A 24,242-nucleotide genomic window follows, 5' to 3' on the forward strand; every position below is an offset into this window, starting at 1 on the left:
CGCTTGCACTAGGTGTCCTTCACGAAGGTCGCGAACGCCTCCGCGTGATCGGGATGCCAGCGCGACAGCGCCGGCCGGTTCTCCACGATGTCTCCCGCGGCCCACTGGATGCGCCGCTCGTCGAGGGAACGCGGCACATCGTTGTCCGGGCAGAGAATGTAGAAGTCGCCGGCCTCAAGCCTTCGGAGCATGAAGTCGACCGTCTGCTCGGGCGTCCACGCAGCGTCCGGCTTCTCGGAGCGGCCCCGGGCAGTGAGCTCGGTGAAGACGAAGCCGGGGATGAGGAGGTGGGCGCTCAGCCGGGAGCCGGGCTGGTTCCGCAGGTCGTGCTGGAGCGCTTCCGTGTAGGCCTTCACGCCGGCCTTCGAGACGTTGTAGGCCGGATCGCCGGGCGGCGTCGTGATCCCCTGCTTCGAGCCGGTGTTGATCACGAGGCCCGGCCGCCCCCGCTCGATCATCACCGGCACGAAGGCCTGGCAGCCATGGATGACGCCCCAGAGATTCACCCCGAGGATCCGCTCCCAGTTATCGCCCGGGCCGAAGATGGCGCTGCCCGGCTGGATGCCGGCATTGTTCATAAGCACGTCCGTGCCGCCGAAGCGCTCGCGCACCTGAGCTTCCAGGCGGCGCAGGTCGTCGATCCGCGACACGTCCGTTTCGGCCGTCATCACCTCGCCCGCCCCTATCTCGGCGGCCACGGTCTCGGCCGCATGCCTCAAACGCTCGGCCCCGAGGTCGGCAAGGCAGACATGCAGGCCCAGCCCTGCGAAGCGGCGCGCCGCCGCAAGGCCGATACCGGACGCTCCGCCGGTGACGACGGCGACGGATCCGGATGTGAGCGCGGGGTGAGCCATTCTCGTCCCTCCATGTGACCGACATCCAACGCCACGACGACAGGCTGGTTTGCCCGAAGGCACGATTCTCTCGTCCGCCCGTACACGTCGAAGAACACGGTCTCGTTCTCGCCCTGAGGCGGATGTCGAAGACGTAGCCGGGCACGCCGTCGCGCATCTCGCGCAGAGCTATCAAGATCGGCCGGCGCATGGGCTCGATCAGGGCCAGAACCCGGATCCGCGGCGTTCGCCGCCTCCCTGGGGGCGAAGTACATCCGGGTTGAGAGCCCGACATTGATGCCTCGCGCCACGAGCCAGAGATTCACGTGCAGCGCCATCGGCGGATGGCCCGCACGAGCCGCCACGGGACCCGGCTTGATCGTCTCGAAGGCATAAAGCCCCGTGGCGAAGTCCGTCCCGGCGCGGCCGAAGCCGCGGAAACTGGAATCGGTATCCTTGTGCGTCTGCCGGTCCGCCGCGTGAGCGTAGCGGCCTGCAGTGTTGGCCTGCCACAGCTCGACGAGGACATCGCGGTAGGGCGCGTCCGATCTCATCGGCGACGCGGCCGTGCACGATGATGTGCTCGCCGATCGGGTCGCTATCGCCCGCGTAGTTCTTGATGAGGTCGTCATCGAGGGGCCCAAGCTCGTCGGGCTGGAAGGCTGGTCCTGTCACCTCGGGCAGGGACGCGTGAAGCGTGGAGAGCGGCACCCGAGGTGCCAGCGGGACCCTGGAATGATAATTGGGCGTCAACGCCGGCGGGTACCCGGACCGGTCGCGCGGATAGAACTCGTCGGCGACCGCCATCCGCTCGCACTTCCTTCCTTGCGCCCCGCGGCTCCCCTGCGGAGCGCCCGCGGTCGTGCGTCGGGGCGTTGCTCAAGGCGATGGAGGAACGCGGGACGTGAGGCGGCTCAGCCGAAGACGAGCATGACCGTGATGAGGGCTCCCAGGGCCAGGACGGCGCCGGCAAATCCCACGATCATGAGGGTGTTCGTGCGGTTCTCTGGTTTCATCGAGCGGCTCCGTGCGTGCGCACCCTCGCGATCCGGAGCGGGATATCCGGCGCGAGGGACACGACGTGTGACGCGGGTCGCCCGTCAGGGCACGTAGCGCTTCTCTTCCTCGGTGTGCTGGTCGCCATGACCCGCGACTCCCACCATGTGCCGGTAGGACAGCTCGGCTCCCGCCCAGCCCGTCACGCCAAGCACGGCGGCGGTCGCGAGCGAGAGGGCGATCTCGCCCGAGCCGGGCAAGTCACCCGGGCGGCGGTTGCGGCGCATGGCGAGGTTTGCGGCCGCAAGAGCGATCGCGAGCGGATTGCCGTAGGCGTGGAGCTTTCCGACGCTTTTCTCGCGGGCCCGTCGGATCGTGTAGTAGTCGATCGCCCCGACGGCGCCGGCCAGGAGCCCCGTCACGATCCCGGCGCCGAGCATCCAGCTCGAGGTGCGGGCCCAGAATGGATCCTCCGTCGTCCGGGCCGCCACGTCGGTCGCGACGGCCGCGGTGAGGAACGTGATCGGAAACGGGATGAGCATCGGGTGGATGGGATGGCCCACGATGGCCGCGGTGCTCGGCAGGCCGCGGATCGGGTGCTCACGGCTCCCTTGCTCGGGCCCGAGCCGCGAGAGGAAGCTCTCGTGCTCGTCGGTGCCGGCGCCGTTTGCCGGCGGGCGGGCGGGGGGTTGCCTGGACGGCTCGTAACGCGGTTGCTGCATCGGGCTGATCCGGATCCTTGGGTTGCCCGGGGGTAACCGCCACGCCGACGATCCGGTTTGCGGCAGCCCGGGCGACGGACTGCCGCAGGCGCGCGCGCTGGGTCCGCGCGTTACGTCCATGCCCCAGTCCGGTGCCCTACATTCGAGAGTTGATGACCCGGTCAGCCGCTTCGCTCAGCCAGCCCGCCATGTCCGACGCCGATCCGGCGTACCTCCCCTATGCCGACGACGTCGAGACGATCCCGGCGGGGGAGAGCGAGCTGATCGACGAGATCATCGCGTCGCTCTCGTCCGTGAGCCGCGTCCTCGACGACCGTTATCGCCATGCCGTGCGCCCGTCCCACGGCAAGAGCCACGGGCTGCTGAAGGGCACGCTCCGGGTGCTCGACGACTTGCCCGAGCCTCTGGCTCAGGGCCTGTTCGCGGCCGCTCGCACCTATCCGGTGGCGGCGCGCATCTCCACCGAGCCCGGCGAGCTCATGGGTGACAGCGTCCATACCCCGCGCGGCTTCGCGCTCAAGGTGATCGGGGTCGACGGTGAGATGCTGGCCGGGCACGAGGGCCAGGTGACCCAGGACATCCTGCTCAGCTCGGGCAAGCGCTTCGCCGTAGCCGACCTCAAGGGCTTTCTCGACGTCCAGCGCTTTCTCGAGGGTATCGTGAACCAGCCGGAGGGCGCCAAGAAGGCTGGCACCGCTCTCGGTTTCGCCGCCAACGGCGCCCTCCATCTCGTCGGCTCCGATAGCTCGCTCCTCGACTTCTTCGGGCACCCCCACACCCATCCGCTGGGGGAGACCTATTTCAGCCATGCGCCCCTTCGCCACGGGCGCTACGTGGCGAAGCTCGGCCTGTTTCCGGCATGCCCGCCTCTCGAAGCGTTGGCTGGCACGCGCATCGATCCGAAATTCGAGTATTCCGCGCTGAAGAAGGCGGTCGTGGGGTTCTTCGAGGAGCATGGGGCCGAATACGAGCTGCGGGTGCAGCTGCGCACGAATGCCGAGACGATGCTGATCGAGGACGCGTCGGTGGAATGGCCCGAATCGGAAAGCCCGTTCCTCCCCGTGGCGCGGATCGTCTTCCCGCGGCAGGACGCCTATAGCCCGGCCCGGCGCGCCTTCATGGACGACGCGCTGTCCTTCACGCCGGCCCACGGCCTTGCGGCCCATCGGCCGCTGGGCTCCCTCATGCGCGGGCGGATGAAGGCCTATGGCGCGATCGCCGCCCTGCGGGCCGAGATGAACGCCAGGCCACGGGTCGAGCCCCGCCATATCGACGAAATCCCCGACTGAGCCCGCGCGCGCCGTTGACGCGCGGGCCTGCCCATGATGCCTCTGTGGGTCTCACAGGCGCCGTCACGATGATCGTCCCCAAGGAAACCCAGAGCCCCGCGGCCGTCGCGGCCCATTACGACGAGCTCGATCCGTTCTACCGCGAGATCTGGGGCCGGCACGTCCATCATGGCTATTGGACCACCGGGCGCGAGACGCCCGAGGAAGCGACGGACGCCCTCGTCGAGCTCGTCGCACGCGAACTCAGGGTGGAAAAGGGCGATCGCGTCTGCGACATCGGTTGCGGCTATGGGGCGGCCGCCGCCCATCTCGCCCGGGTGCATGATGTCTCTGTCACCGGCTTGACCCTGTCGCGGGTGCAGGCCGGGCATGCGGCGCAGCTCGCGCAAGCCGACGGCCGGCTCACCTTCGCCTGTCGCGACTGGATGGTGAACGAGCTGCCGGAGGGGGCTTTCGACGCGGCTTATGCCATCGAGAGCTCCGAGCACATGGCCGACAAGGCCCGCTTCTTCGCCGAAGCGCTGCGGGTGCTGCGACCCGGCGGTCGGCTTTGCGTCTGTGCGTGGCTTGCCCGTGAGGCGGCCTCGCCGTGGGAGATGCGGCATCTGCTCGAGCCGATCTGCCGCGAGGGACGCATGTCGGGCATGGGCACCGAGGGGGAGTACCGCGCTCTGGCGGCTGGCGCCGGGTTCGTGGTCGAGGGGTTTGCGGACATCTCGCGCGACGTTCGGCGGACCTGGACCATTTGCGCGCGGAGGGTTCTGGCCAAGGTGGCGTCCGACCCCGCCTACAGGCGCTTTCTTCTGAGCCGCGAGTCGCAGAACAGGGTCTTTGCCGTCACGCTCGCGCGGCTCGTCGCCGCCTACCGGACCGGTGCGATGCGCTACGGGGTGTTCACGCTCGTGAAGCCTGTCGCGTGAGGCCGATCCGGAGGATCCGGATCGGCGCAAGATCTGCAGGCGGTCTTCAGGCGGCCTCGGCCACCGGAGCTGCTTCGGGAGCGGCGTCCATGGCGCGCATGTAGACGTCGAGAAGGGTCTCGTGCTCGTCGCGCTCCTCTTGGTCCTGCTTGCGCAGCTTGATGATCTCCTTGAGGATCTTGACGTCGTAGCCCTCGCCCTTGGCCTCGGAGAACACCTCCTTCTTCTGCTCGTTCAGCTCGGCGATCTCCTGCTCGAGCTGCTCGACGCGCTCCACGAAGGAGCGGACGCGGTTTCCGGCAATGCCGATTTCGTCAGACACGATCATTTCTCCCTGGATGCGGGAGGAGGAACGTCGTCGACGAAGGTAAGCGCCACCTTAACGCGGAGCATCGAATTGAGGCGCGAAGCGCGCCGAACCCGCATGGACCGGCCGGCGCGAAGGCGCGTATATGGGCGCCCGGCAGGGGCGGGGAGGGCGGATTGAGCGTGGACGGCCTCGTCCTCTGCATCGGCGGCGCGACGGTGGACCGGCTCTACCGTGCGGCCGATGAACTCGTGCCCGGCACCTCCAATCCGGTCGTTTCGTCCCGCGCGTTCGGCGGCGTCGCCCGCAATGTGGCCGAGACCCTAGCCCGGCTCGGCACCCCGGTCGCCCTGGTGTCGGTCGTGGGTGCCGATGAGAACGGCCGCGCCATCCGCGATCATCTCGCGGTGCTCGGTGTCGATGTCGGGTTCTTGCGTGAGATCCCCGGTGCAAGGACGGCCGAGTACGTCGCCGTCACCGGTCCCTCCGGCGATCTCGCCTTCGGCTTGGCTGACATGGCGATCCTCGATCGCCTCGGCCCCGGGACAGTCGAGGATGCGCGTTGCGCGACGGCCGCCCTCATGGTCATGGATTGCAACCTGCCGGCATCCACGTTGCGGGAGTTCCTCGCGCGACGGCGCGCCGGACACGGGCCGCCCGTCGCGGTGGATGCCGTATCCGTCGCCAAGGTCATGCGCCTGCCGAAGCAGTTGGGTGGGGTTGACGTGCTCTTTCTCAATCTGGATGAGGCCCGCGCGGCGCTGGGCGCGACGCTCCCGGCCGAGGACGCGGTTGGGGCCTTGCTGGCCCGGGGCGCCCGCGCGGTCGTGCTCACCCGCGGCCCGTCGGGCCTGCTCGTCGCTGACGAGCGGGGCGTCGAAGCCATGCCCGCTGTCCCCGTGGGGGCCGTCGCGGACGTGACGGGAGCGGGCGATGCCCTGGTCGGCGCGACGGCGATGGGCCTTGCCCGCGGCGAAGACCTGCGGGTAGCGCTGCGCGCCGGGCTCGCCGCAGCCGCGTTGGCCCTCGAGCGCCCCGGCGGCGTTCGCCCGGACCTCGGCCCGGCCCTCCTGGCCGCCGGCATAAAGCAGATGCCGTGACCGAAACGCTGTGAGAACGCCCATGTCCCCGACGATTCCCCTCGACGTCACCCCGGAGGTCGCCTCGGCCCTTGCCGCTGGCGCACCCGTCGTCGCGCTCGAGTCGACCATTGTGACCCACGGCATGCCTCATCCGCAGAACGTCGCGACCGCCCGTGAAGTTGAGGCGGAGGTGCGCCGGGAGGGTGCCGTGCCGGCGACCATCGCGGTGGTGGACGGCCGCATCCGCGTCGGTCTGCCGGACGAGGTGCTCGACTGGCTCGGGACCGCGACGGACATCCTCAAGCTCAGCCGCGCCGATCTGCCCTTTGCGATCGCGGCAAGGCGTCACGGCTCGACCACGGTGGCGGCGACGATGATCTGCGCGCACCTCGCCGGGATCCAGGTTTTCGCGACGGGCGGGATCGGGGGCGTCCACCGGGGCGTCGAGGTGACGCTCGACATCTCGGCCGACCTCGACGAGCTCGCCCGCACCCCCGTCGCCGTGATCTGCGCCGGCGCCAAGGCGATCCTCGATCTGCCCCGCACCCTCGAATATCTGGAGACCCGCGGGGTTCCCGTGGTGGGCTATGGGACTGATGAGTTCCCGGCCTTCTGGAGCCGCAAGAGCGGACTGCCCGTGCCCATGAGGCTGGATGGTGCGGACGCCTTGGCGGACTTCATCCAGGTCAAGGCGGCTCTCGGACTGGAGGGCGGGGTCCTCGTGGCCAATCCGGTCCCGCACGACGCGGAAATCCCGGCGGCCGAGATCCGCGCGCATATCGAGGCGGCGGTCGCGGAGGCGGTCGCCAGCAGTGTGACGGGCAAGGCGGTCACGCCGTTCCTGCTCAGGCGTCTCGTCGAGCTCACGGAAGGTCGGAGCCTCGCGACGAACATCGTGTTGGTGAAGAACAATGCCTCTGTCGCCGCGAAGCTCGCGGTCGCGCTGAGCCGTGGGAGCCCGGCCTCGTAGGTCAGCTGCCCTGCCGGCGCCGAGCCGGCAGAAGATACCAGGCCGCGAGACCGGTAGCGACCGCAGCACCGATGACGGCGAGATTCGTCACATCGGCTCTCGTGGGCGCGTAGCGATCGGTCATCAGGCCGCGCACATGAGGCTCATCGGCATGATCGACATAGGTCCCGACGCTCCACCGTCCGTCGGCATCCTCGATCCTGTCGATCCGCTCTCGCGCGATGCCCGCGAATTCCAAGCGAGCCATCGCCAGTTCGGCTTCGCCCTGCGTCGAAAAATGCGTCCAGACCGTCGGCATGATGACGCCTCCTCGCTGTAGCGGGAAGTCGGAGCGGGCAGGCCGGGTTCCCCCGCTGGGCGGCGACGGCGCGCCAACGGACTGAAAGCGCTCGCCCGCGCCGCTCGCCTCAGGTGACGGGTTCGAGCCCGGGCGCCACGCGCTCCCGCCAGCTCTCCCGCACGAGCTCCGGGTCGAGCCCCTGGACGATGAACACGATGCAGGATCGCCGCGCCGAGCCGGACCAGCCGGGGAGCTGGACCGGCGGATGGAAGACGTGATGGACGCCGTGGATCGCGACCGGAGCCGCTTCGCCGCGCAAATCGAGGATCCCTTTCACCCGCAACAAATGCGCCCCGTGCCACTGCCGCAGGGCCGCGAGCCAGGCCGACACCGCGTGCTAATCGAGCGGCGCGTCGGCTGCGACGCTGAAGGCCGCGATCCCGGAATCATGCCGATGGTGGGTGTGCCTGTGGTGGTGATAGGCCTCCTCGTTGAGCCAGCGGCGGGCGTCGACGGATTTCCGCTCGGGATCGAACAGCGCCGCCCCGAACAGCCGCTCGGATTCCACGATGCCGTGGGCGACGGCTTCCCGGCTCGCGCCGGGGTTGAGCGCGGCAAGCCGGTCTTCAAGGCTTGCGAGCGCCTCCGCGTCGGCGAGATCGGTCTTCGTGATGAAGATCCGGTCGGCGATGGCGGCCTGCTTCACGGCCTCGGGATGGGCATCGAGCTGCGCCCCGCCATTCACGGCGTCGACGGTCGCGACGATGCTGTCGAGGCGCACGAAGCGGCTGATCAGCGGGTTGTTGAGCAGCGTCTGCACGATGGGGGCCGGGTCGGCGAGGCCCGTGGTCTCGACGATCACCCGGCGGAACGGCGGCACCTCGCCGCGGTCGCGCCGCGCCAGCAGGTCGCGCAGGGTCGCCTCGAGATCGCTTCGCAGAGTGCAGCAGACGCAGCCGCTGGAGAGCACCGCGACCTCGCCGTCGATGGCCTCGATCAGCAGGTGGTCGAGCCCGACCTCGCCGAACTCGTTGATGATCACCGCCGAATCGGCCAGCTCCGGCTGCCGGAGCAGATGGTTCAGCATCGTCGTCTTCCCCGAGCCGAGGAAGCCCGTGATCACGGACACGGGCGTGCGCTCGCTGGACCGATCGGGTTCGAACAGGCTCACGGCGCTCCTCCTTCGGATGGCTGCGGGTTTGAGTCTGGACGAGAATCCTAGCACGTGGGACCATCCCGGCCAGGCCCATGAATCGGCCCTCGCGAGCCGATGCCGGAGGAGGGAACGCGCCATGGACGAGAACAAGCAAGCTCATTCCGACGCACCGGTCGACGCTCCCGCCCTGGAGCGCCGCGACTTCCTCAAGACGGCGGGACTCCTCGGCGTGGGCGGCGTGGCCGGCGCCGCGCATGGGAAGTTCGGGCTTGCTCCCGTGATGCCCGCCCAGGCCCAGGCCGCGGCGCCCAACCCTGCTCCCCCACGGATGGCCGAAACGCCGTGGTGGCCCTCGAAATGGGGTGCGAACGACGAGGCAGGAGCCTCCAACCACATCACGCCCGAGAAGGTGCTGGAAGCCGTCCGCTCGATCCGGGACGGCAGGATATACAAGCTCGGCCGCGATTACGAGGCCGCCATGCCGCTGTTCGGCACCCGCGCCTTCGCGTTGCGGATCCCCGGTGCCCCGACGGGCGGACCCTTCGGCGAGAACAAGCTCGTCTACAATGACGAGTTCCTGGCCACCGAGATTGGGCAGGTCGGCACGCAGTTCGACGGCCTGGGGCACATCGGGATCCAGATGGGCCGGGACGGCGACAAGAGCGAGATGCGCTTCTACAACGGCGTCACCGGCGCCGAGATGCTCGACGCGAACGGGCTGAAGAAGAACGGCGTCGAGAAGATCAAGCCACTCTTCACCCGCGGCCACCTCGTCGACATCCAAGCCGTACGCGGCAGGATGCTCGACGCGGGCGAGGAGATCAGCCTCGCGGACGTCCGGGCCGCCCTTCAGCGCCAAAACATGCAGGAGAGCGACATCCGTCCTGGCGATGCGATCTTCTTCCACACGGGCTGGGGCTCGCTGTGGATGAAGAACAACGACCGGTACAATTCCGGCGAGCCCGGAATCGGCCTTGAGGTCGCCCGCTGGGTGATCGAGCGCGATCTGTGCCTCACAGGCGCCGACACCTGGGCCGTCGAGGTGGTGCCGAACCCCGACAAGAACCTCGCCTTCGTGGTCCATGCCGAACTGCAAACGAAACACGGGATCCACAACCACGAGAACCTCGTGTTCGATCAACTCCTCGCGGACCGGAAGTACCAGTTCGTCTATATCTTCGCGCCAACCCCCATCAAGGGCGCCACCGGCTCGAGCGGCTGCCCCATCGCGGTGACCTGAGAGCGGGCAGGGGCTCCGACGCTTTAAAGCTCGATCCCAAGGCGGGCGGCGGCCATGCCGATGTGACGGCGCATCTGCATCGCGGCGCCGTCGGCGTCGCGCGCCTCGCAGCACGCCAGGAGAGATTCGTGTTCCGCCACCGTGGCGTCGAGCCCGGCGCCACGGACCATCGGGAGCTTCTGGCTTTCCACCATCATCTCCCGCACGGGCGCGTACATCGCCTGGATGATCGGATTGCCGCACGCCCCGATGATGAGGTCGTGGAACGCGCTGTCGGCGGCTGCCATGCCGGCGATGTCGCCCGCCCCGGCTGCCTCCTCCAGAGCGTGCACGCTCGACGCAAGCGCACTCAGCTCGGCTTCGCTCAAGGTCATGGCGGCCCGAGCCGCCGCGAAGCTCTCGATGCAGATGCGTGCTTCGTAGACGTCGCGCGGCGTGCAACCCTCGAAGCGCCACGCGGTCGGATCGCCGCCGCGCGTCGCGACGAAGATCCCGCGGCCGGGCTGTACCGACACGTAGCCGCGTGATTCGAGGGCACTCAGCGCTTGGCGTATCGAGGACCGGGAAATCCCGAGGCGCTGCGCCAGAACCCGCTCCGAGGGGAGGCGGTCGCCGGCCCGAAGCGCCTGCGTTTCGATCACCCCGATGAGATATTGGGCAACCCCCTGGGGCACCGGCTGACGGTTGGCGGTGAACGGTGCAAGCTGCGGCTTCATAAGGCGTTCTCGCATCGGATCGTCGCTTGACGCGGCCCAGTTCGGGTCTCACCCTAGTCTGGTCGAACCGGTCGGACCAGTACCGTCGCGGCCCGCCTCTGGTGACAGAGCGGTCGGCCCACCGAACAGCACAGCGGGGACCCTATGATCCGTCATCTGAAGCGCACCTTTACCCGGGCCGTGGCCCTCGCGGCCGTCCTTGTGGCGGCCACGTCCGCTTCGGCCCAGCAGCCCATCCGGGTCGGAGCGAATATCGGCAACGTGCCGTGGGAGTTCCAGAACGAGAAGGGCGAGAACGTCGGCTTCGAGATCGACCTCATGACCGAGGTGGGCAAGCGCCTGAAGCGCCCCGTCGCGATCGTCAACATCCCCTTCCAGGGCCTCTTCGCCGCCGTGCAGTCCGGGCAGATCGATGCCGCGGTCTCCTCGATCACGATCACGCAGAAGCGGCTGGAGAGCGTCTCCTTCGCGCAGCCCTATTACGACAGCGACCAGTCGCTGACCGTCACGAAGGCGAGCGGCATCAAGGCGCTGGAGGGCATGGCCGGCAAGACGGTGGGCGTCGACACGGGCTCGACCGGCGACATGTGGGCTACCCAGAACAAGGACAAGTACAAGTTCGGGGACATCCGCCGCTTCGAGGGCCTCAACCCCGCCATGCTCGACCTCGCGGCGGGCCGGCTCGACGGCTACATCTCGGACATCCCGGCGCTGCAATATTACGCGAAGGACAAGCCGCAATTCGAGGTGATCCAGCGCATCCCGACGGGCGAGCAATATTCCGTCATGTTCGCCAAGGACGCCCCGCTCGCAAAGCAGGTGAACGAGGTCGTCACCGAGATGAAGACCGACGGGACCATGGCCAAGCTGCACGAGAAGTGGTTTGGCAAAGCCCCCGAGGCCGAGACGAGCACGGCGAAGGTGATGCCGATGCCAGCGCCGAAGAGCTGAACCCGAAGGTCGGCCCGGCAGCGCCGCCGGCGCCGGGCCGACCCTCATCAGGATCGACGTCATCACAGGCCAGACAGCGCGTTCGCAGGCGGCATGAGCATCTTCGACACCTTCCTCAACCAGCGTGTCTTCCTTCAGACCCTGCCGCTTCTCCTTATGGGCCTGAGCACGACGGTGCTCCTCGGCGCGGTGAGCATCGTCCTGGGGCTTGCAGGCGGCCTCCTCCTTGCCCTGACCAGGCTCTACGCCCGCACACCGTTCCGCCAGCTCGCGATCGCGTTCATCGACGTCTTCCGCGCGATCCCGCTTCTGGTGCTGCTCGTCGTCGTCTATTACGCCCTGCCGTTCCTCGGGATCCGCCTCACGCCCTTCGCGGCCGCGGCGAGCTCGCTCTCCCTCGTCGCGAGCGCCTACTCGGCGGAGATCTTCCGGGCGGGCATCGAGGCCGTGCCGAAGGGCCAGTCGGAGGCCGCGAAGGCGCTCGGGCTTCGTGCCTGGACCACGATGGCGAAGGTGGTGCTGCCGCAGGCGATCCGGATCGTCATCCCGCCGATCACGTCGAACTCCATCAACGTCCTCAAGGACACGGCGCTCGCCTCGGTCGTGGCGATGCCGGATCTCCTGAAGCAGGCGACGCAGGCGCAGGCCCTCTCTGCCAACCCGACGCCGCTCCTCGCCGCGGCTGGGATCTACCTCCTGATGCTTCTGCCCCTCGTGCGCGCCGTCGGCGTCCTCGAGGCGCGGTGGGCCGCCCAGAGGCGTTAGGCGGATGTCCGTCCAGCTGGTTTCGCAGCCTCTCACCCGAGAGGCCTTCGCGCCGTTCGGCGACGTGGTGCGCGTCCCAGGACAGCGCAGCCGCCCCGTCAACGAGGGCCGAGCCTGGCGCCATGACGGGCTCGCGGCGCTCGCCCATGCGCCGCGCGCCCTTCACCCCACCGTGGCGCTCTACGACGTCGAGGCCTCGGCGTTGCCGTTCGCCACGGCTCTCTTCGAACGGCATCCCTGGTCGAGCCAGCTCTTCCTGCCGATGCGGGCCGAGACCTATCTCGTGGTCGTCGCGCCCGACCGTGCCGGCGCACCGGACCCATCCGCGGCGTGCGCTTTTCTGGCCGGATCGGAGACGGGGGTGCACTACCGGCCCGGCGTGTGGCACGTTCCCTTGATCGCGATCGGCGCCCCCGCGCTCCTCGCCATGTTCATCTTCGAGACGGACGACGCCGACGACACCGAGGAAGCCCGTCTCTCCACCCCCCTCACCATCAGCGCGTGACCGCAAGGACGATCCCCATGCCGCTCGATCTCGACTACGTGCGCTCGCAATTCCCGGCCCTCCGCACGGGCGTCGCCTTCTTCGACAATGCCGGCGGCTCGCAGGTGCTGCGAGAGGTGGCGGAGCGCGTGGCCGATTACATGCTCACCACGAGCGTGCAGACGGGCGCCTCCTACGATCTGTCCCGTGAGGCCGGCGAGCGTGTCGCCGAGGCGCGCGCGACGCTCTCTCGCCTCGTGAACGCGCGGCGGCCGGAGGAAATCGTGCTGGGGTCGTCGACAACGGTGCTCATGCGCTTCCTGGCGACCGCGATGGCAAGCCGCTTCCAGCCCGGCGACGAGGTGGTGCTGACGGTGTTCGACCATGAATCGAACATCGGCCCTTGGCTCACGCTGGAGAGCCGTGGCGTGGTGTTCAAGTTCTGGTCCGTCGACCGCGACAGCTTCGAGGTGGACCTCGCCGAGCTCGACGCTCTCATGACCGAGCGCACCAAGCTCGTCTGCGTCACGCATGCCTCCAACATCCTCGGCACGATCATGCCGATCGCCGAGATCGCGCGGCGGGTCCATGCGGCCGGGGCGGAGCTGTGCGTGGACGGCGTCGCCTATGCGCCCCATCGTGCCATCGACGTACAGGCCCTCGACGTCGATTATTACGTCTTCAGCTTCTACAAGACCTATGGCCCGCATTTCGCGATGCTGTACGGCAAGTACGACCGGCTCCTGGAGCTCGATGGCCTGTACCACTACTTCTACGGGCGCGAGAAGGTGCCGTTCAAGCTGGAGCCGGGCAACACGAACTACGAGCTCGCCTGGGGCTCGGCGGGCATCGTCCACTATCTCGACCGGCTCGGGGGCGGGACGGGCGACTTCGCGGCGGTCGCGCGCGCCTTCGACGATGTCGCCGCCCAGGAAGAGGCCTTGAGCGAGCGCCTGCTGGGGTTCCTGCGGGAGCGCAACGACGTGCGCATCGTCGGGCGCCGCGAGTCGGACCGGGCGATCCGGGTGCCGACGATCTCCTTCAAGGTCGAGGGCCGGGACTCAGCCGAGGTCGTGCGCGCGACGGATCCCCTGAAGATCGGCATCCGCTTCGGCGACTTCCACTCCCGCCGGCTCGTCGAGCATCTCGGGCTCTCGGACGGTAACGGCGTGGTGCGGGCCTCGATGGTCCACTACAACACGGTGGAGGAGGTGGATCGCCTGATCGGGGGGCTGGAGGCGGCGCTCGGCTGAGGCCTCAAGCGCGGTTGCGGACGAGAAACAGGCTCTCGGGCCGGCGCGGGGGGAGGCTTGCGATGATCATGAGCCCAGCGCACGCCACCGCCACGACCAGAACCAGCACCGCCATGTGAGCCTCCTCTTCGTTGAAGGGAGTGAATCACTGCTTGCCTGCTTCGTGAATGCGCGAAGCGCGGCTGCCCGACGCGATCTCAGCGATGCGGCATTTCTGCAACGCCGTTTCGGCCCTGCCCCGTGCTCTCCAGGACCAGCCGCGCGGCCTCGTCCGGCTGATCCCACATGGGGAAGTGGCCGCAATTCTCGAACCAGTGCAGCCGCGAGCCGGGGAAGGCCGCGTGGGCGCGCTCGGCCTGGCGGGGAAGACAGAGGCGATCCTGGCGCCCCCAGCCGATCACCACCGGGCCGCTGCCCGCCGCGGCGGGTCCTTGCTGCTCCGGGCCCGTCGCGAGATCCCGATAGAGCGGATCGAATGTCGGGGTCGAGGCGAGGCTCTCCAGCTCTCCGGCCACCAATTCGGACGACAGGCTCCAAGGCTTGGCCGAGAGCTGGGCAAGGAACGCGGTGCGCGACGCCGCGTGCCGCGCCACGGTGGGGAGCACCGGGCGCAGCCCGCGCACGAGCCGAATCGAGGCCGCGATCGTCGTGTGGAAGTAGGTGCGCTCCCAACCCCGCCAGAACCCGCCCGGATCGAGGGCAACCACGGCTCGCGCGTGGCCGCGGCGGGCGAGCTCCAGCACCATGCGGGCGCCCATCGAACTGCCGGCCATATCGATGCCGGTGAGCCCCTCCCGGACGAGGAAGGCGTCGACGATGTCGGTGAGCCCCCGAAAGGTATCGCTGCCGGCCTCCGCAGGGGTGCCGCCATGGCCGGGAAGGTCGACGGCGAGAACCTCACGCTCCGCGGCGAGGGCGGGCAGGATCGGACTCCAGGACCGGGCGCTGCCGCCGAGCCCGTGGATGAGGAGGAGCTTCTCGCCTGCTCCCTGGGGCGACACCTTCACGCGTTCTCTCCGCCCGAGTGAGCAAGGCATGGGCGTGGCATCATGGTGGTCATCGTTGCGCGCCTTTCGCGTGAGCCCCCGCTGGGCTCAACGCAAGGCGGGCCGCTTCGATGCGGGACGCGGTGCCGCAGCGGCGCCTCAGTTCATCTTGGACGGGTCCGTTCCCCCGACGGCGCGGATCACCTCCCCGACGAGCTTCGCCTCCGAGACGGGCTTGCCCAGGAAGACGCTGCCGGCCGGCAGATCGCCGGGGCTCGGCGAGAACCGGCCCGAGAGCACGATGATCGGTATGTTCGCCCAGCGCTCCGAGACGTTGCGCGCCAGCGCGAAGCCGTTCATCCCCGGGGGCATGTCCACATCGGTCACGAGCGCCTGAACATCGTCGCGATCCTGGAGAATCGACAGCGCTTCCGCCGCCGAGCCTGCCTCCAGCACGAGGAACCCGGCATCGTTCAGGGCATCGGCCACGAACATTCGCACGAAGACCTCATCCTCGACGCAAAGGACGACCCGCTCTGCTCCCGGCATGCGCCACCTCGTTCCCGATCGGAAGGCGGCGAAGCTAGGCCTAGGCGGGGTGATTTGGGAAGCCGTCCTTTTCGCCTCATTCACTCAACCAAAGGTCGCTGTCAGACCACTCTCGGCGGCACCTCGATGGTGCACGGCGAACTTGCGCGCCGCTCGGCTTTGGTGTCCAAACGTCACCCCCGGATGGGGCGGCAGGTTTCCTCATCCATCGGCTTGAGCGAAAGACCGGCAGGGCATGCGACCACACGAATTCGAGCCCGGCGCGGCCTCCGACGCGGTCATCGCGATCGAGGGGCTGACGAAAACCTACAAATCGGGGTTCCAGGCGCTCAAATCCGTCGATCTCACGATCCGTCGTGGGGAGATCTTCGCGCTTCTTGGGCCGAACGGCGCGGGCAAGACCACGCTGATCAGCGTCGTGTGCGGGATCGTCAACCCGACATCCGGGCGGGTCAGGGTGAATGGGCACGACATCCTGACGGACTACCGGGCCGCCCGCGCCCAGATCGGCCTCGTGCCGCAGGAACTCACCACGGACGCGTTCGAGACCGTCTGGAACACGGTGAGCTTCAGCCGCGGCCTGTTCGGGAAGTCCTCGAACCCCGCCCATATCGAGCGCGTCCTCAAGGACCTGTCGCTCTGGGAGAAGCGGGACAACCGCATGATGACGCTTTCGGGCGGGATGAAGCGGCGCGTGCTGATCGCGAAGGCGCTCTCCCATGAGCCGCAGGTCCTCTTCCTCGACGAGCCCACCGCGGGCGTCGATGTCGAGCTGCGGCAGGACATGTGGCGGCTCGTGCGGGCGCTGCGCGACACCGGCGTCACGATCATCCTGACCACGCACTACATCGAGGAAGCCGAAGAGATGGCCGACCGGGTCGGCGTGATCTCGAAGGGCGAGATCATCCTCGTCGAGGACAAGGCGGAGCTGATGCGCAAGCTCGGCCGCAAGCAGCTCACCCTCCAGCTCCAGGCTGCCCTTCCGGCCGTGCCGGCGAGCCTCGGGGCCTATGACCTCCAGCTCGCGGCCGAGGGGACCGAGCTGACCTACACGTACGACACCAAGGCCGAGCGGACCGGGATCACCTCGCTCCTGCGAGACCTATCCGAGGCCGGCATCCGCTTCCGCGACCTGCGGACCCGGCAGAGCTCGCTCGAGGAAATCTTCGTGGGATTGCTCAAGGAGCAGGCATGAACTGGCTGGCGGTCCGCTCCATCTATCTCTTCGAGATGAATCGCTGGCGGCGCACGATCGTCCAGAGCATCGTCTCGCCCGTCATCTCCACGTCGCTCTATTTCGTGGTGTTCGGCGCAGCTATCGGTTCGGCGATCAGCGCGATCGACGGCGTAGCCTATGGGGCCTACATCGTCCCGGGTCTCCTGATGCTCTCGCTGCTGACGCAAAGCATCTCGAACGCCTCCTTCGGGATCTATTTCCCGCGGTTCTCGGGCACGATCTACGAGATCCTGTCGGCACCCGTCTCGCCCTTCGAGATCGTGCTCGGCTATGTCGGGGCGGCCGCCACGAAGTCGATCCTGCTCGGCCTCATCATCTTGGCCACGGCCGCGCTCTTCGTGCCCATACGTATCGACCATCCGTTCGTGATGGTGCTCTTCCTCGTGCTCACGGCGGCGACGTTCAGCCTGTTCGGCTTCGTGATCGGCCTCTGGGCCGACGGATTCGAGAAGCTGCAGCTCGTTCCGCTGCTCATCGTGACGCCGCTGACGTTCCTTGGCGGCAGCTTTTACTCGATCGGCATGCTGCCGCCGTTCTGGCGCACGGTGAGCCTGTTCAACCCGGTGGTCTACCTGGTCAGCGGCTTCCGTTGGAGCTTCTTCGGACGGGCGGACGTCAGCGTCGGCTTGAGCCTCGGCATGACGTTCCTGTTCCTCGCGCTGTGTCTTGCCGCTGTGACGGCGATGTTCCGGACGGGCTATCGCCTCAAGGCATAAGGGGGCTCTCAGCCAGTGTTCTGAACCAGGGGTTGCGGTGCGGCAAAGCTTGCGATGGACATGTCAGGCCGCTTCCCCCTATCGTAGCGCGAGGACGACTCCGGCCGCTTGAACGAGCCGGGGCGTTCCATGAGAGGGGCGGAGGAGGAAACGCATGAGCTTTATTCGATCGTTCTCGCTGGCCGTCATGGCGGGCGTTCTCGCCTTCGCGCCCGGCGCGCAGGCGCAGCAGAAGGGCACCGTCGGCGTCTCGATGCCCACGAAGTCGTCGGCCCGCTGGATCGACGATGGCAACAACATGGTCAAAGCGCTCAAGGAGCGGGGCTACAACGTCGACCTGCAATATGCCGAGGACGACATCCCGAACCAGCTTGCCCAGATCGAGAACATGATCACGAAGGGTCCGAAGGCTCTGGTCATCGCGGCTATCGACGGCACGACGCTTGCCGACGCGCTCCAGCAGGCCAAGAGCGCCGGCATCAAGGTGATCGCCTACGACCGCCTCATCCGGAACTCGCCGAATGTCGACTACTACGCCACCTTCGACAACTTCCAGGTCGGCGTGCTCCAGGGCGGCTACATCGAGCAGGCGCTCGGCCTGAAGGAGGGCAAGGGTCCCTTCAACATCGAGCTGTTCGGCGGCTCGCCCGACGACAACAACGCCTACTTCTTCTACAACGGCGCGATGTCGGTGCTCGAGCCCTACATCAAGAGCGGCAAGCTCGTCGTCCGCTCGGGCCAGACCGGCATGGACAAGGTCGCGACCCTGCGCTGGGACGGAGCCACGGCGCAGGCGCGCATGGACAACCTGCTGAGCGCCTTCTACGCGAACCAGCGCGTCGACGCGGTCCTGTCGCCCTATGACGGGCTGAGCATCGGCATCATCTCGTCGCTGCGCGGCGTCGGCTACGGCAGCGGAAACCAGAAGATGCCCGTGATCACGGGGCAGGACGCCGAGGTTCCGTCGATGAAGTCGATCCTCGCGGGCCAGCAGACCTCGACCATCTTCAAGGACACGCGCGAGCTCGCGAAGGTGGCCGCCGAGATGGTGGACAACATGCTGTCCGGCCGTCCGGTGCAGGTCAACGACACGAAAACCTACGAGAACGGCGTCAAGGTGATCCCGGCCCAGCTCCTCAAGCCCGTCACCGTGGACGCCACGAACTGGAAGCAGGTCCTCGTGGACAGCGGCTACTACAAGGAAAACCAGATCAAGTAGGCGGTCGCCGACATTTCGGCCTCGCGCATGCCGCGCGGGGCCCTTCCGCCGAGAGTTCATCATGGCCGCCATCCTGGAAATGCGGGGAATCACGAAGACCTTCCCCGGCGTACGAGCGCTGAGCGACGTGAGCTTCTCCGTCGAGGCCGGCGAGATCCACGCGCTCGTCGGCGAGAACGGCGCCGGTAAGTCCACGCTCATGAAGGTGCTCAGCGGCGTCTATCCGCACGGGTCCTACGAGGGCGAGATCGTCTTCGAGGGCGAGGAACGCCGGTTCTCAGGCATCAACGACAGCGAGGCCGTCGGGATCATCATCATCCACCAGGAGTTGGCGCTCGTTCCGCTCCTGTCGATTGCCGAAAACGTGTTCCTCGGCAACGAGCGTGCGCGGGGCGGCATCATCGACTGGGGAGCGACCTATGCGGGCACGAAGGCGCTCCTGGAGACGGTCGGACTGTCGGAATCGCCCGATACCCTCGTCGAGGATCTCGGGGTCGGCAAGCAGCAGCTCGTGGAGATCGCGAAGGCTCTGTCGAAGCGCGTGAAGCTCCTCATCCTGGACGAGCCCACCGCGAGCCTCAACGAGCGCGACAGCGACGCGTTGCTCGAGCTCCTCCTGCGCTTCAAGGCGCAGGGCATCACCTCCATCCTGATCTCGCACAAGCTCAACGAGATCGCGAAGGTGGCGGATTCAATCACGGTCCTGCGCGACGGCACGGCCGTCGAGACCCTCGACTGCCGGGGAGGACCCGTGAGCGAGGACCGGATCATCAAGGGCATGGTGGGCCGCGAGATGGCCGACCGCTATCCGCCCCGCGAGTCCCGGATCGGCGACCTCCTCCTCGAGGTCGAGGGGTGGAGCGCCGATCACCCTCTCCACACCGACCGGCGGGTCGTGAAAGGCATCACCCTCAACGTGCGCCGGGGCGAGATCGTCGGCATCGCCGGGCTCATGGGCGCGGGCCGCACCGAGTTCGCCATGAGCCTGTTCGGCCGCTCGTGGGGCCGGAACGTCACGGGCAAGGTCCGGCTCGCCGGGCGCGAGATCGACGTCAGCACCGTCGGTCGCGCGGTCGAGAACGGCCTCGCCTACGTGACCGAGGACCGCAAGACTTACGGCCTGGTGCTCGAACGCGATATCGCGACCAACGTGACGCTCGCGCACCTGAGCGGGGTCGCCAAGGGCGGCATCATCGACGACATGCGCGAGCTCGCGGTGGCGACGGACTACCGCTCCCGCCTGCGCATCCGCTCGGCCGGCGTCCACCAGGACACGGTCACCCTGTCGGGCGGCAACCAGCAGAAGGTCGTCCTCGCCAAGTGGCTGTTCGCCGATCCGCAGGTGCTCATCCTGGACGAGCCGACCCGCGGCATCGACGTCGGCGCGAAATACGAGATCTACGCCCTGATGAACCGGCTCGCCGAGGAGGGGAGGGGACTCCTCGTAATCTCCTCCGAGATGCCGGAGCTTCTGGGCATGTGCGACCGCATCTACGTCATGAACGAAGGCTCGCTGGTTGCGGAGTTTCCCGTGGCCGAGGCCTCGCAGGAGAAGATCATGAACGCCATCGTGCGCGCGGGGAGGCGCTGACATGGATACGGGGCTCGTGAAGGAGGACGCCGGAACGCGCCGGATGCCCGCGCTAAGCGCGGTGCGGACGCATTTCGGTGATTACGGCATGCTCCTCGCTCTGCTCGTGATCATGGCGTTCTTCCAGATCATGACGGACGGGACGCTGCTGCGCCCGCTGAACGTGACGAACCTCGTCCTCCAGAACAGCTACATCGTCATCATGGCGCTGGGGATGCTGCTGGTGATCGTGTCGGGGCACATCGATCTCTCGGTGGGATCGGTGGTGGGCTTCGTCGGCGGTCTCGCGGCGGTTCTCATCGTGCAATATGGCTGGCACTTCGTGCCCACGATCGCGGTCTGCCTCGTGGTCGGCGGCATCATCGGGGCGATTCAGGGCTACTGGGTGGCCTATCTGCGGGTCCCGTCCTTCATCGTGACGCTGGCGGGCATGCTCGTGTTCAAGGGGCTCCAGCTCGCGTTGCTCGGCGGGCGATCCGTGGGCCCGTTCCCGATCGAGTTCCAGCGCATCAGCTCCGGCTTCATCGCGGACCCGATCGGGAATCCCGGCTTCAACCTGCCAGCCATCTTCTTCGGGATCGCCGCGGTGGTCGCCATCGGCTGGTTCGGCCTGCGCCATCGCGCCAACCAGAACCGCCACGGCGTGGCCCCCGCGCCCTTTGGGCTGTTCGCCTTCAAGTCCGGCCTGCTGGCCCTGCTCGTGCTCGGCTTCTGCTACCTGCTCGCCACCTATCGCGGCCTGCCGAACGTCTTCCTCCTGATGATCACGCTCGTCGCGGTTTATGCCTTCATCACGAACCGCACGACCATCGGCCGTCGGATCTACGCGCTGGGCGGGAACGAGAAGGCGGCGAAGCTGTCGGGCGTGCGCACGGAGTTCCTGACCTTCCTCACCTTCGCCAATATGGGTGTCCTGGCCGCGCTGGCGGGCCTCATCGTCGCGGCGCGGCTCAACACGGCGACGCCGCGCGCCGGCCTGGGCTTCGAGCTCGACGTCATCGCCGCCTGCTTCATCGGCGGTGCATCCGCCTCCGGCGGCTTCGGCAAGGTGACGGGTGCTGTCATCGGCGCGCTCATCATGGGCGTGATGAACAACGGCATGTCGATCCTGGGCATCGGCATCGACTACCAGCAGGTCATCAAGGGCCTCGTCCTCCTCGCCGCCGTCTCCGTGGACGTCTATTACCGCCGCAAGTAGCGGACGCGCAGCACGAGCCGGCATAAGGCTCGTGCGCTCCTCTCTCGAGACGCGGGAGGAGCGCACGGACGGCGGCGCCCGGTTGGGTCGGACCGGTCCCGTCGTCAGATCAGGCGGGAGTGGGGGCGACTGTTTCGGGCCGGGTGACCTGACAGGACATCAGGCAGAGGACGAGACCCGAGCGGAACGCTCCGAACGGCCATTCGCGGCGGGCTTCGAGGCAAGATGGGCCCAGCGGCTCCTCGACAGGGCTGCCGTCCGGAGCATGGACGTCCGCCGCCGCGCACCGGCCCATCGGGTCCGCCCGAGACGGCGCTGCTCGCCTGACCACCTTCAAAGGCTTGGGCCCGTCGTCACTGATGTCGATCCACCGCAGGAGGAAGAGCGTCCCATGAGAAAAGGGCCGCCCCGGTGAGGGGCGGCCCTTTTTGCTTTCAGGGAAACTGGAAGCGTGAGTTCCCGGCTGGCGGCCGCAGCGGCATGAGGGAGTCGGGGAGTTCCAGGGCAGCCGTGCTCTCGACGGCTTCGCGCGGAATTTCCGCCGCGACGGGCCGGTTCCGGTTGCGCCGCGCAGGCGCGGACCGGGCAGGAGCCGGCGCCTCGCGGACATCCTCCTCAGGCTCCGCGTCTTCAGCCGTCTGCTCGGGCTCCACCCGGCGCGCGGGCGTCTTCGGCACCGTCGGACGCTGGGGCAGGGCGGCCTGGCGCACCGCAGGACGCGCCGGACTGCGCTGGAGGGTCCGCGTCGGCGGACGCGGCGGGGGCATCACGGTGCCGATCTCCGGGAACGCCGGATCGAGGATGGCTGCCGTCTCCTTCGGAGCCGGTGACTCGGGCGCCAGGGCGGCCTCCGCCTTCGGCTCGGCCGGGCTAGGCGAGGGTACGAGGGCGCTTTCGCGCGCGGCGCGCATGGCATCGAGCTTCAAGGTCGCTTCCGACAGCTCGCCCTGCTTCGCGGTCAGCTCGCCGCGTGTGATCGTCAGCTGGTCGGCGAGTGCCGCGACCTCCGACTTGCGGGATGCGACGGCTTCAGTAAGCGAGGCCACCTCGGTCTGAAGGGCGTCGCGCTGTGCCGTGGCGGTCTCGATCTCCGCTCCGATCCGGTCCCGGTTCGCCTGCAGCTCGGCCAAGCCAGACTCCAGCGCCGTGCGCTGACGGCCGAGGTCATCGACGCGGGCCGAGACGGTGGTGAGCTCGCCGTCGAGCGCTGCCTTGCGGCCTTGCGCCTCGCGCATCTGATCCTCGGTCCGCGCGAGGTCGGCCGTCTTCGCCCGGACGAGCCCCTCGAGCCGGGTGAGCTCGGCCTGCCCCGCGGAGGTGTCAACGGGCGGGGCTGCCGGCACGGGGGCAGGCGCTGCCGCGGGCGTCGGCGCGGCGGCCCGCGTCATCTCCTTGCGGCGTGCCGTGAGGGCCTGCTCGGCGTTCGCCAGCTCGAAGCGCAGCGAATCGACACGCTGGCGCTCCTCCGCGGCCCGGGCCTCGATCTCGGTCAGGTTACGACGCTCGTTCTCGACCTGTGCCCGTACGACGGCCTGCTGCATGCGCGCGTCGTCGCGGTCGGCGGCCACGCGCCGGAACTCCTGGCTGGCCTCGGCGATGCGGGCTTCGAGCTCGGCCGCCGTGCCGCTCGCCCGGCGCAGGTGCTCGAGCTCCGCCTTCAGGCTGCGCTGGGACGATTGGAGCCGTTGCGCGAGCTCGAATCCGCGTTGCTCGGTCTGCGAAGCCCGAACGAACACGGTGACGAAGCCGAGCCAGCCGATCGCGGCCGCAGCCGCAAGGCCGACGAGGGTCCAGGACCTCGTGCGCTCCTTGAAAACGCTCATTTCAAATGGCTCCTGGGCGGGAAATTCAGTGGTGGGTCAGCAGGCGGGGGCGGGTGGCCCCGCGCATGCAGCGAGGCAGAAGGTCCAGCTATGGTTAACGCCCCAGGGTACCAAACCGTTCACCGTAAAGCGACCACTGTTCCTCTCCCGTCTGTCCGGCAGGTGATCCGCGACTGCCGCACCTCATGCCCGCCTTGGCGTGCGTAGATGATCCGCACCTCGATTGGCGCCGCGCTCAGGCCCCGCCGGTCCCGCTGCACCCGGCCCGCGCTCACCGCCTCGATCTCGACGACGCCGTGCGGCTCCGCCGCTTGGCGAATCGAGTTGCGGCAAGCCGCGATCATCCGAGGTGGAGCATCGCCCTGCCGGGCGAGCGCGTAGCTCACGTTCTCCAGATCACGCCGGGTGCCGAACAGAAGCCCATATCCCGGAACGGCCGCAGCGAAGCCGGCAAGCGGACCAAGCGGCAACAACGCATCCGGAAGCCGGTTTCCACCGCTGTCCGAGCCAAGGCTCGAGGTCACATCGGGTGAGGCCGTAGCTCCGACGGCCGACGCTCCGCGCCCCGCAGCGCCACCGGCAGCCGAGGAGCCGGTCGAGCCGCTCGCACCGGCGCTTCCCGATCCGGTGCTCCCGGATCCTGCTGCGGCGCCCGCACCGGACGATCCGCCACCCGAGGTGCTGCTGCCGGAGCCGTTGCCGGAGGCCCCCCCGCCTGCCGAGCCGCCGTTCGAGGAGCCCCCGCCCGAGCCCCCAGCCGACGAACCGCCGCTCGATTCGCTGCCCCCGGCTGATCCGCTACCCCCGGCCGAACCGCCGCCAGCGCCGCCCGCTCCGGAGGATCCCCCAGCCGAACCACCGCCAGCGCCGCCCGCTCCGGCGGATCCTCCGGCCGAACCACCGCTCGATCCCCCGCCGGATGAGCTCCCGCCCGAACCGCTGCCGCCGGAGCCTCCTCC

General features: G+C 68.4%; 25 protein-coding genes and 1 pseudogene. 14 read left to right on the forward strand and 12 right to left on the reverse strand.

What is annotated here, in order from left to right; all coding sequences use genetic code 11:
• Positions 1-8: 8 nt before the first annotated feature.
• The 3 genes and pseudogenes from F0L46_RS02265 to F0L46_RS02275 all read right to left on the reverse strand — a co-directional run bounded on the left by F0L46_RS02265 (position 9) and on the right by F0L46_RS02275 (position 2,551).
• Entirely contained in the window at positions 9-854 is an 846-nt protein-coding gene (locus F0L46_RS02265; protein WP_149815398.1) for an SDR family NAD(P)-dependent oxidoreductase, read from the reverse strand.
• Between the two features lie 386 nt (positions 855-1,240).
• Positions 1,241-1,465: pseudogene (locus tag F0L46_RS27140) on the reverse strand (hypothetical protein); the annotation flags it as partial.
• A 468-nt stretch (positions 1,466-1,933) separates the two neighbouring features.
• Positions 1,934-2,551 carry a DUF2231 domain-containing protein gene (locus tag F0L46_RS02275; protein WP_240539817.1) on the reverse strand — a complete coding sequence of 206 codons (618 nt, stop codon included), beginning with the start codon at positions 2,549-2,551 and terminating at the stop codon, positions 1,934-1,936.
• Positions 2,552-2,703: 152 nt separating this feature from the next.
• Between F0L46_RS02275 and F0L46_RS02280 the strand changes: the two genes are divergently transcribed.
• Both F0L46_RS02280 and F0L46_RS02285 read left to right on the forward strand, forming a co-directional pair.
• Positions 2,704-3,840 carry a catalase family protein gene (locus F0L46_RS02280; protein ID WP_149815399.1) on the forward strand — a complete coding sequence of 379 codons (1,137 nt, stop codon included), beginning with the start codon at positions 2,704-2,706 and terminating at the stop codon, positions 3,838-3,840.
• Between the two features lie 68 nt (positions 3,841-3,908).
• A complete protein-coding gene (locus F0L46_RS02285) occupies positions 3,909-4,760 on the forward strand; it encodes a class I SAM-dependent methyltransferase (RefSeq protein ID WP_149815400.1) in 852 nt (283 codons plus the stop codon).
• Between the two features lie 46 nt (positions 4,761-4,806).
• On the opposite strand, the gene F0L46_RS02290 is transcribed toward F0L46_RS02285, so the two are convergent.
• On the reverse strand, positions 4,807-5,082 hold the full coding sequence (locus tag F0L46_RS02290; protein ID WP_240539818.1) for a DUF2312 domain-containing protein: 276 nt from the start codon (positions 5,080-5,082) through the stop codon (positions 4,807-4,809).
• 167 nt (positions 5,083-5,249) lie between these two features.
• Between F0L46_RS02290 and F0L46_RS02295 the strand changes: the two genes are divergently transcribed.
• Positions 5,250-6,167, forward strand: a complete 918-nt coding sequence (locus F0L46_RS02295; protein ID WP_188311820.1) for a carbohydrate kinase family protein — start codon at positions 5,250-5,252, stop codon at positions 6,165-6,167.
• 22 nt (positions 6,168-6,189) lie between these two features.
• Complete coding sequence (locus F0L46_RS02300; protein ID WP_149815403.1) at positions 6,190-7,119, forward strand: pseudouridine-5'-phosphate glycosidase; 930 nt, start codon at positions 6,190-6,192, stop codon at positions 7,117-7,119.
• A gap of 1 nt (position 7,120) precedes the next feature.
• Here the strand turns inward: F0L46_RS02300 and F0L46_RS02305 are convergent, their stop codons facing one another.
• The 3 genes from F0L46_RS02305 to F0L46_RS02310 form a co-directional block, all read right to left on the reverse strand.
• Positions 7,121-7,417, reverse strand: coding sequence for a hypothetical protein (locus F0L46_RS02305; RefSeq protein ID WP_149815404.1), 297 nt, complete (start codon positions 7,415-7,417; stop codon positions 7,121-7,123).
• A 109-nt stretch (positions 7,418-7,526) separates the two neighbouring features.
• Positions 7,527-7,790, reverse strand: coding sequence for a CobW C-terminal domain-containing protein (locus F0L46_RS26750; protein WP_240539819.1), 264 nt, complete (start codon positions 7,788-7,790; stop codon positions 7,527-7,529).
• 6 nt (positions 7,791-7,796) lie between these two features.
• Entirely contained in the window at positions 7,797-8,570 is a 774-nt protein-coding gene (locus F0L46_RS02310; RefSeq protein ID WP_240539820.1) for a CobW family GTP-binding protein, read from the reverse strand.
• Positions 8,571-8,691: 121 nt separating this feature from the next.
• On the opposite strand from F0L46_RS02310, the gene F0L46_RS02315 reads away from it, so the two are divergent.
• Positions 8,692-9,795, forward strand: a complete 1,104-nt coding sequence (locus F0L46_RS02315; protein WP_149815405.1) for a cyclase family protein — start codon at positions 8,692-8,694, stop codon at positions 9,793-9,795.
• A gap of 23 nt (positions 9,796-9,818) precedes the next feature.
• On the opposite strand, the gene F0L46_RS02320 is transcribed toward F0L46_RS02315, so the two are convergent.
• The gene (locus F0L46_RS02320; RefSeq protein ID WP_188311821.1) at positions 9,819-10,511 is read right to left on the reverse strand and encodes a FadR/GntR family transcriptional regulator; all 693 of its coding nucleotides are present in this window, start codon (positions 10,509-10,511) and stop codon (positions 9,819-9,821) included.
• Between the two features lie 144 nt (positions 10,512-10,655).
• Between F0L46_RS02320 and F0L46_RS02325 the strand changes: the two genes are divergently transcribed.
• From F0L46_RS02325 to F0L46_RS02340, 4 genes are all read left to right on the forward strand, one after another.
• On the forward strand, positions 10,656-11,462 hold the full coding sequence (locus tag F0L46_RS02325; RefSeq protein WP_149815407.1) for a transporter substrate-binding domain-containing protein: 807 nt from the start codon (positions 10,656-10,658) through the stop codon (positions 11,460-11,462).
• A gap of 93 nt (positions 11,463-11,555) precedes the next feature.
• Positions 11,556-12,227 carry an amino acid ABC transporter permease gene (locus F0L46_RS02330; RefSeq protein ID WP_149815408.1) on the forward strand — a complete coding sequence of 224 codons (672 nt, stop codon included), beginning with the start codon at positions 11,556-11,558 and terminating at the stop codon, positions 12,225-12,227.
• Positions 12,228-12,231: 4 nt separating this feature from the next.
• On the forward strand, positions 12,232-12,732 hold the full coding sequence (locus F0L46_RS02335; RefSeq protein ID WP_149815409.1) for an ureidoglycolate lyase: 501 nt from the start codon (positions 12,232-12,234) through the stop codon (positions 12,730-12,732).
• A 17-nt stretch (positions 12,733-12,749) separates the two neighbouring features.
• Positions 12,750-13,964: a cysteine desulfurase-like protein gene (locus F0L46_RS02340; protein ID WP_149815410.1), complete on the forward strand. Its 1,215-nt coding sequence runs from the start codon at positions 12,750-12,752 to the stop codon at positions 13,962-13,964.
• A gap of 197 nt (positions 13,965-14,161) precedes the next feature.
• Here the strand turns inward: F0L46_RS02340 and F0L46_RS02345 are convergent, their stop codons facing one another.
• On the reverse strand, positions 14,162-14,971 hold the full coding sequence (locus F0L46_RS02345) for an alpha/beta fold hydrolase (protein ID WP_240539821.1): 810 nt from the start codon (positions 14,969-14,971) through the stop codon (positions 14,162-14,164).
• Between the two features lie 138 nt (positions 14,972-15,109).
• Positions 15,110-15,499 (reverse strand): response regulator, encoded by a 390-nt coding sequence (locus F0L46_RS02350; protein ID WP_149815412.1) that lies wholly within the window; start codon positions 15,497-15,499, stop codon positions 15,110-15,112.
• Positions 15,500-15,734: 235 nt separating this feature from the next.
• Between F0L46_RS02350 and F0L46_RS02355 the strand changes: the two genes are divergently transcribed.
• The 5 genes from F0L46_RS02355 (at position 15,735) to mmsB (ending at position 21,460) form a co-directional block, all read left to right on the forward strand.
• Positions 15,735-16,694 carry an ABC transporter ATP-binding protein gene (locus tag F0L46_RS02355; RefSeq protein WP_149815413.1) on the forward strand — a complete coding sequence of 320 codons (960 nt, stop codon included), beginning with the start codon at positions 15,735-15,737 and terminating at the stop codon, positions 16,692-16,694.
• Positions 16,691-17,452: an ABC transporter permease gene (locus tag F0L46_RS02360; RefSeq protein WP_149815414.1), complete on the forward strand. Its 762-nt coding sequence runs from the start codon at positions 16,691-16,693 to the stop codon at positions 17,450-17,452. Before F0L46_RS02355 ends, F0L46_RS02360 begins: the two co-directional genes overlap by 4 nt.
• Before the next feature lie 187 nt (positions 17,453-17,639).
• A complete protein-coding gene (gene chvE / locus F0L46_RS02365; RefSeq protein ID WP_438646655.1) occupies positions 17,640-18,671 on the forward strand; it encodes a multiple monosaccharide ABC transporter substrate-binding protein in 1,032 nt (343 codons plus the stop codon).
• Positions 18,672-18,732: 61 nt separating this feature from the next.
• Entirely contained in the window at positions 18,733-20,262 is a 1,530-nt protein-coding gene (gene mmsA, locus F0L46_RS02370; protein WP_149815416.1) for a multiple monosaccharide ABC transporter ATP-binding protein, read from the forward strand.
• A 43-nt stretch (positions 20,263-20,305) separates the two neighbouring features.
• Positions 20,306-21,460, forward strand: coding sequence for a multiple monosaccharide ABC transporter permease (gene mmsB / locus F0L46_RS02375; RefSeq protein WP_210247590.1), 1,155 nt, complete (start codon positions 20,306-20,308; stop codon positions 21,458-21,460).
• A 434-nt stretch (positions 21,461-21,894) separates the two neighbouring features.
• Here the strand turns inward: mmsB and F0L46_RS02380 are convergent, their stop codons facing one another.
• Both F0L46_RS02380 and F0L46_RS02385 read right to left on the reverse strand, forming a co-directional pair.
• A complete protein-coding gene (locus F0L46_RS02380; protein WP_149815418.1) occupies positions 21,895-23,283 on the reverse strand; it encodes a coiled-coil domain-containing protein in 1,389 nt (462 codons plus the stop codon).
• Positions 23,284-23,402: 119 nt separating this feature from the next.
• Positions 23,403-23,753 carry a hypothetical protein gene (locus tag F0L46_RS02385; protein WP_149815419.1) on the reverse strand — a complete coding sequence of 117 codons (351 nt, stop codon included), beginning with the start codon at positions 23,751-23,753 and terminating at the stop codon, positions 23,403-23,405.
• Positions 23,754-24,242: the final 489 nt, after the last annotated feature.

The organism is Salinarimonas soli (assembly GCF_008386575.1).
GTDB lineage: Bacteria > Pseudomonadota > Alphaproteobacteria > Rhizobiales > Beijerinckiaceae > Salinarimonas_A > Salinarimonas_A soli.

Coding starts and splice junctions, on each gene's coding strand:
- F0L46_RS02300 (WP_149815403.1), top strand. CDS start 6,190: ATGTCCCCGACGATTCCCCTCGACGTCACCCCGGAGGTCGCCTCGGCC.
- F0L46_RS02355 (WP_149815413.1), top strand. CDS start 15,735: ATGCGACCACACGAATTCGAGCCCGGCGCGGCCTCCGACGCGGTCATC.
- F0L46_RS02305 (WP_149815404.1), bottom strand. CDS start 7,417: ATGCCGACGGTCTGGACGCATTTTTCGACGCAGGGCGAAGCCGAACTG.
- F0L46_RS02350 (WP_149815412.1), bottom strand. CDS start 15,499: ATGCCGGGAGCAGAGCGGGTCGTCCTTTGCGTCGAGGATGAGGTCTTC.
- F0L46_RS02265 (WP_149815398.1), bottom strand. CDS start 854: ATGGCTCACCCCGCGCTCACATCCGGATCCGTCGCCGTCGTCACCGGC.
- F0L46_RS02280 (WP_149815399.1), top strand. CDS start 2,704: ATGACCCGGTCAGCCGCTTCGCTCAGCCAGCCCGCCATGTCCGACGCC.
- mmsA (WP_149815416.1), top strand. CDS start 18,733: ATGGCCGCCATCCTGGAAATGCGGGGAATCACGAAGACCTTCCCCGGC.
- F0L46_RS02335 (WP_149815409.1), top strand. CDS start 12,232: ATGTCCGTCCAGCTGGTTTCGCAGCCTCTCACCCGAGAGGCCTTCGCG.
- F0L46_RS02275 (WP_240539817.1), bottom strand. CDS start 2,551: ATGCAGCAACCGCGTTACGAGCCGTCCAGGCAACCCCCCGCCCGCCCG.
- F0L46_RS02320 (WP_188311821.1), bottom strand. CDS start 10,511: ATGAAGCCGCAGCTTGCACCGTTCACCGCCAACCGTCAGCCGGTGCCC.
- F0L46_RS02315 (WP_149815405.1), top strand. CDS start 8,692: ATGGACGAGAACAAGCAAGCTCATTCCGACGCACCGGTCGACGCTCCC.
- F0L46_RS02330 (WP_149815408.1), top strand. CDS start 11,556: ATGAGCATCTTCGACACCTTCCTCAACCAGCGTGTCTTCCTTCAGACC.
- F0L46_RS02360 (WP_149815414.1), top strand. CDS start 16,691: ATGAACTGGCTGGCGGTCCGCTCCATCTATCTCTTCGAGATGAATCGC.
- mmsB (WP_210247590.1), top strand. CDS start 20,306: ATGCCCGCGCTAAGCGCGGTGCGGACGCATTTCGGTGATTACGGCATG.
- F0L46_RS02380 (WP_149815418.1), bottom strand. CDS start 23,283: ATGAGCGTTTTCAAGGAGCGCACGAGGTCCTGGACCCTCGTCGGCCTT.
- F0L46_RS02325 (WP_149815407.1), top strand. CDS start 10,656: ATGATCCGTCATCTGAAGCGCACCTTTACCCGGGCCGTGGCCCTCGCG.
- chvE (WP_438646655.1), top strand. CDS start 17,640: ATGGCGGGCGTTCTCGCCTTCGCGCCCGGCGCGCAGGCGCAGCAGAAG.
- F0L46_RS02340 (WP_149815410.1), top strand. CDS start 12,750: ATGCCGCTCGATCTCGACTACGTGCGCTCGCAATTCCCGGCCCTCCGC.
- F0L46_RS02285 (WP_149815400.1), top strand. CDS start 3,909: ATGATCGTCCCCAAGGAAACCCAGAGCCCCGCGGCCGTCGCGGCCCAT.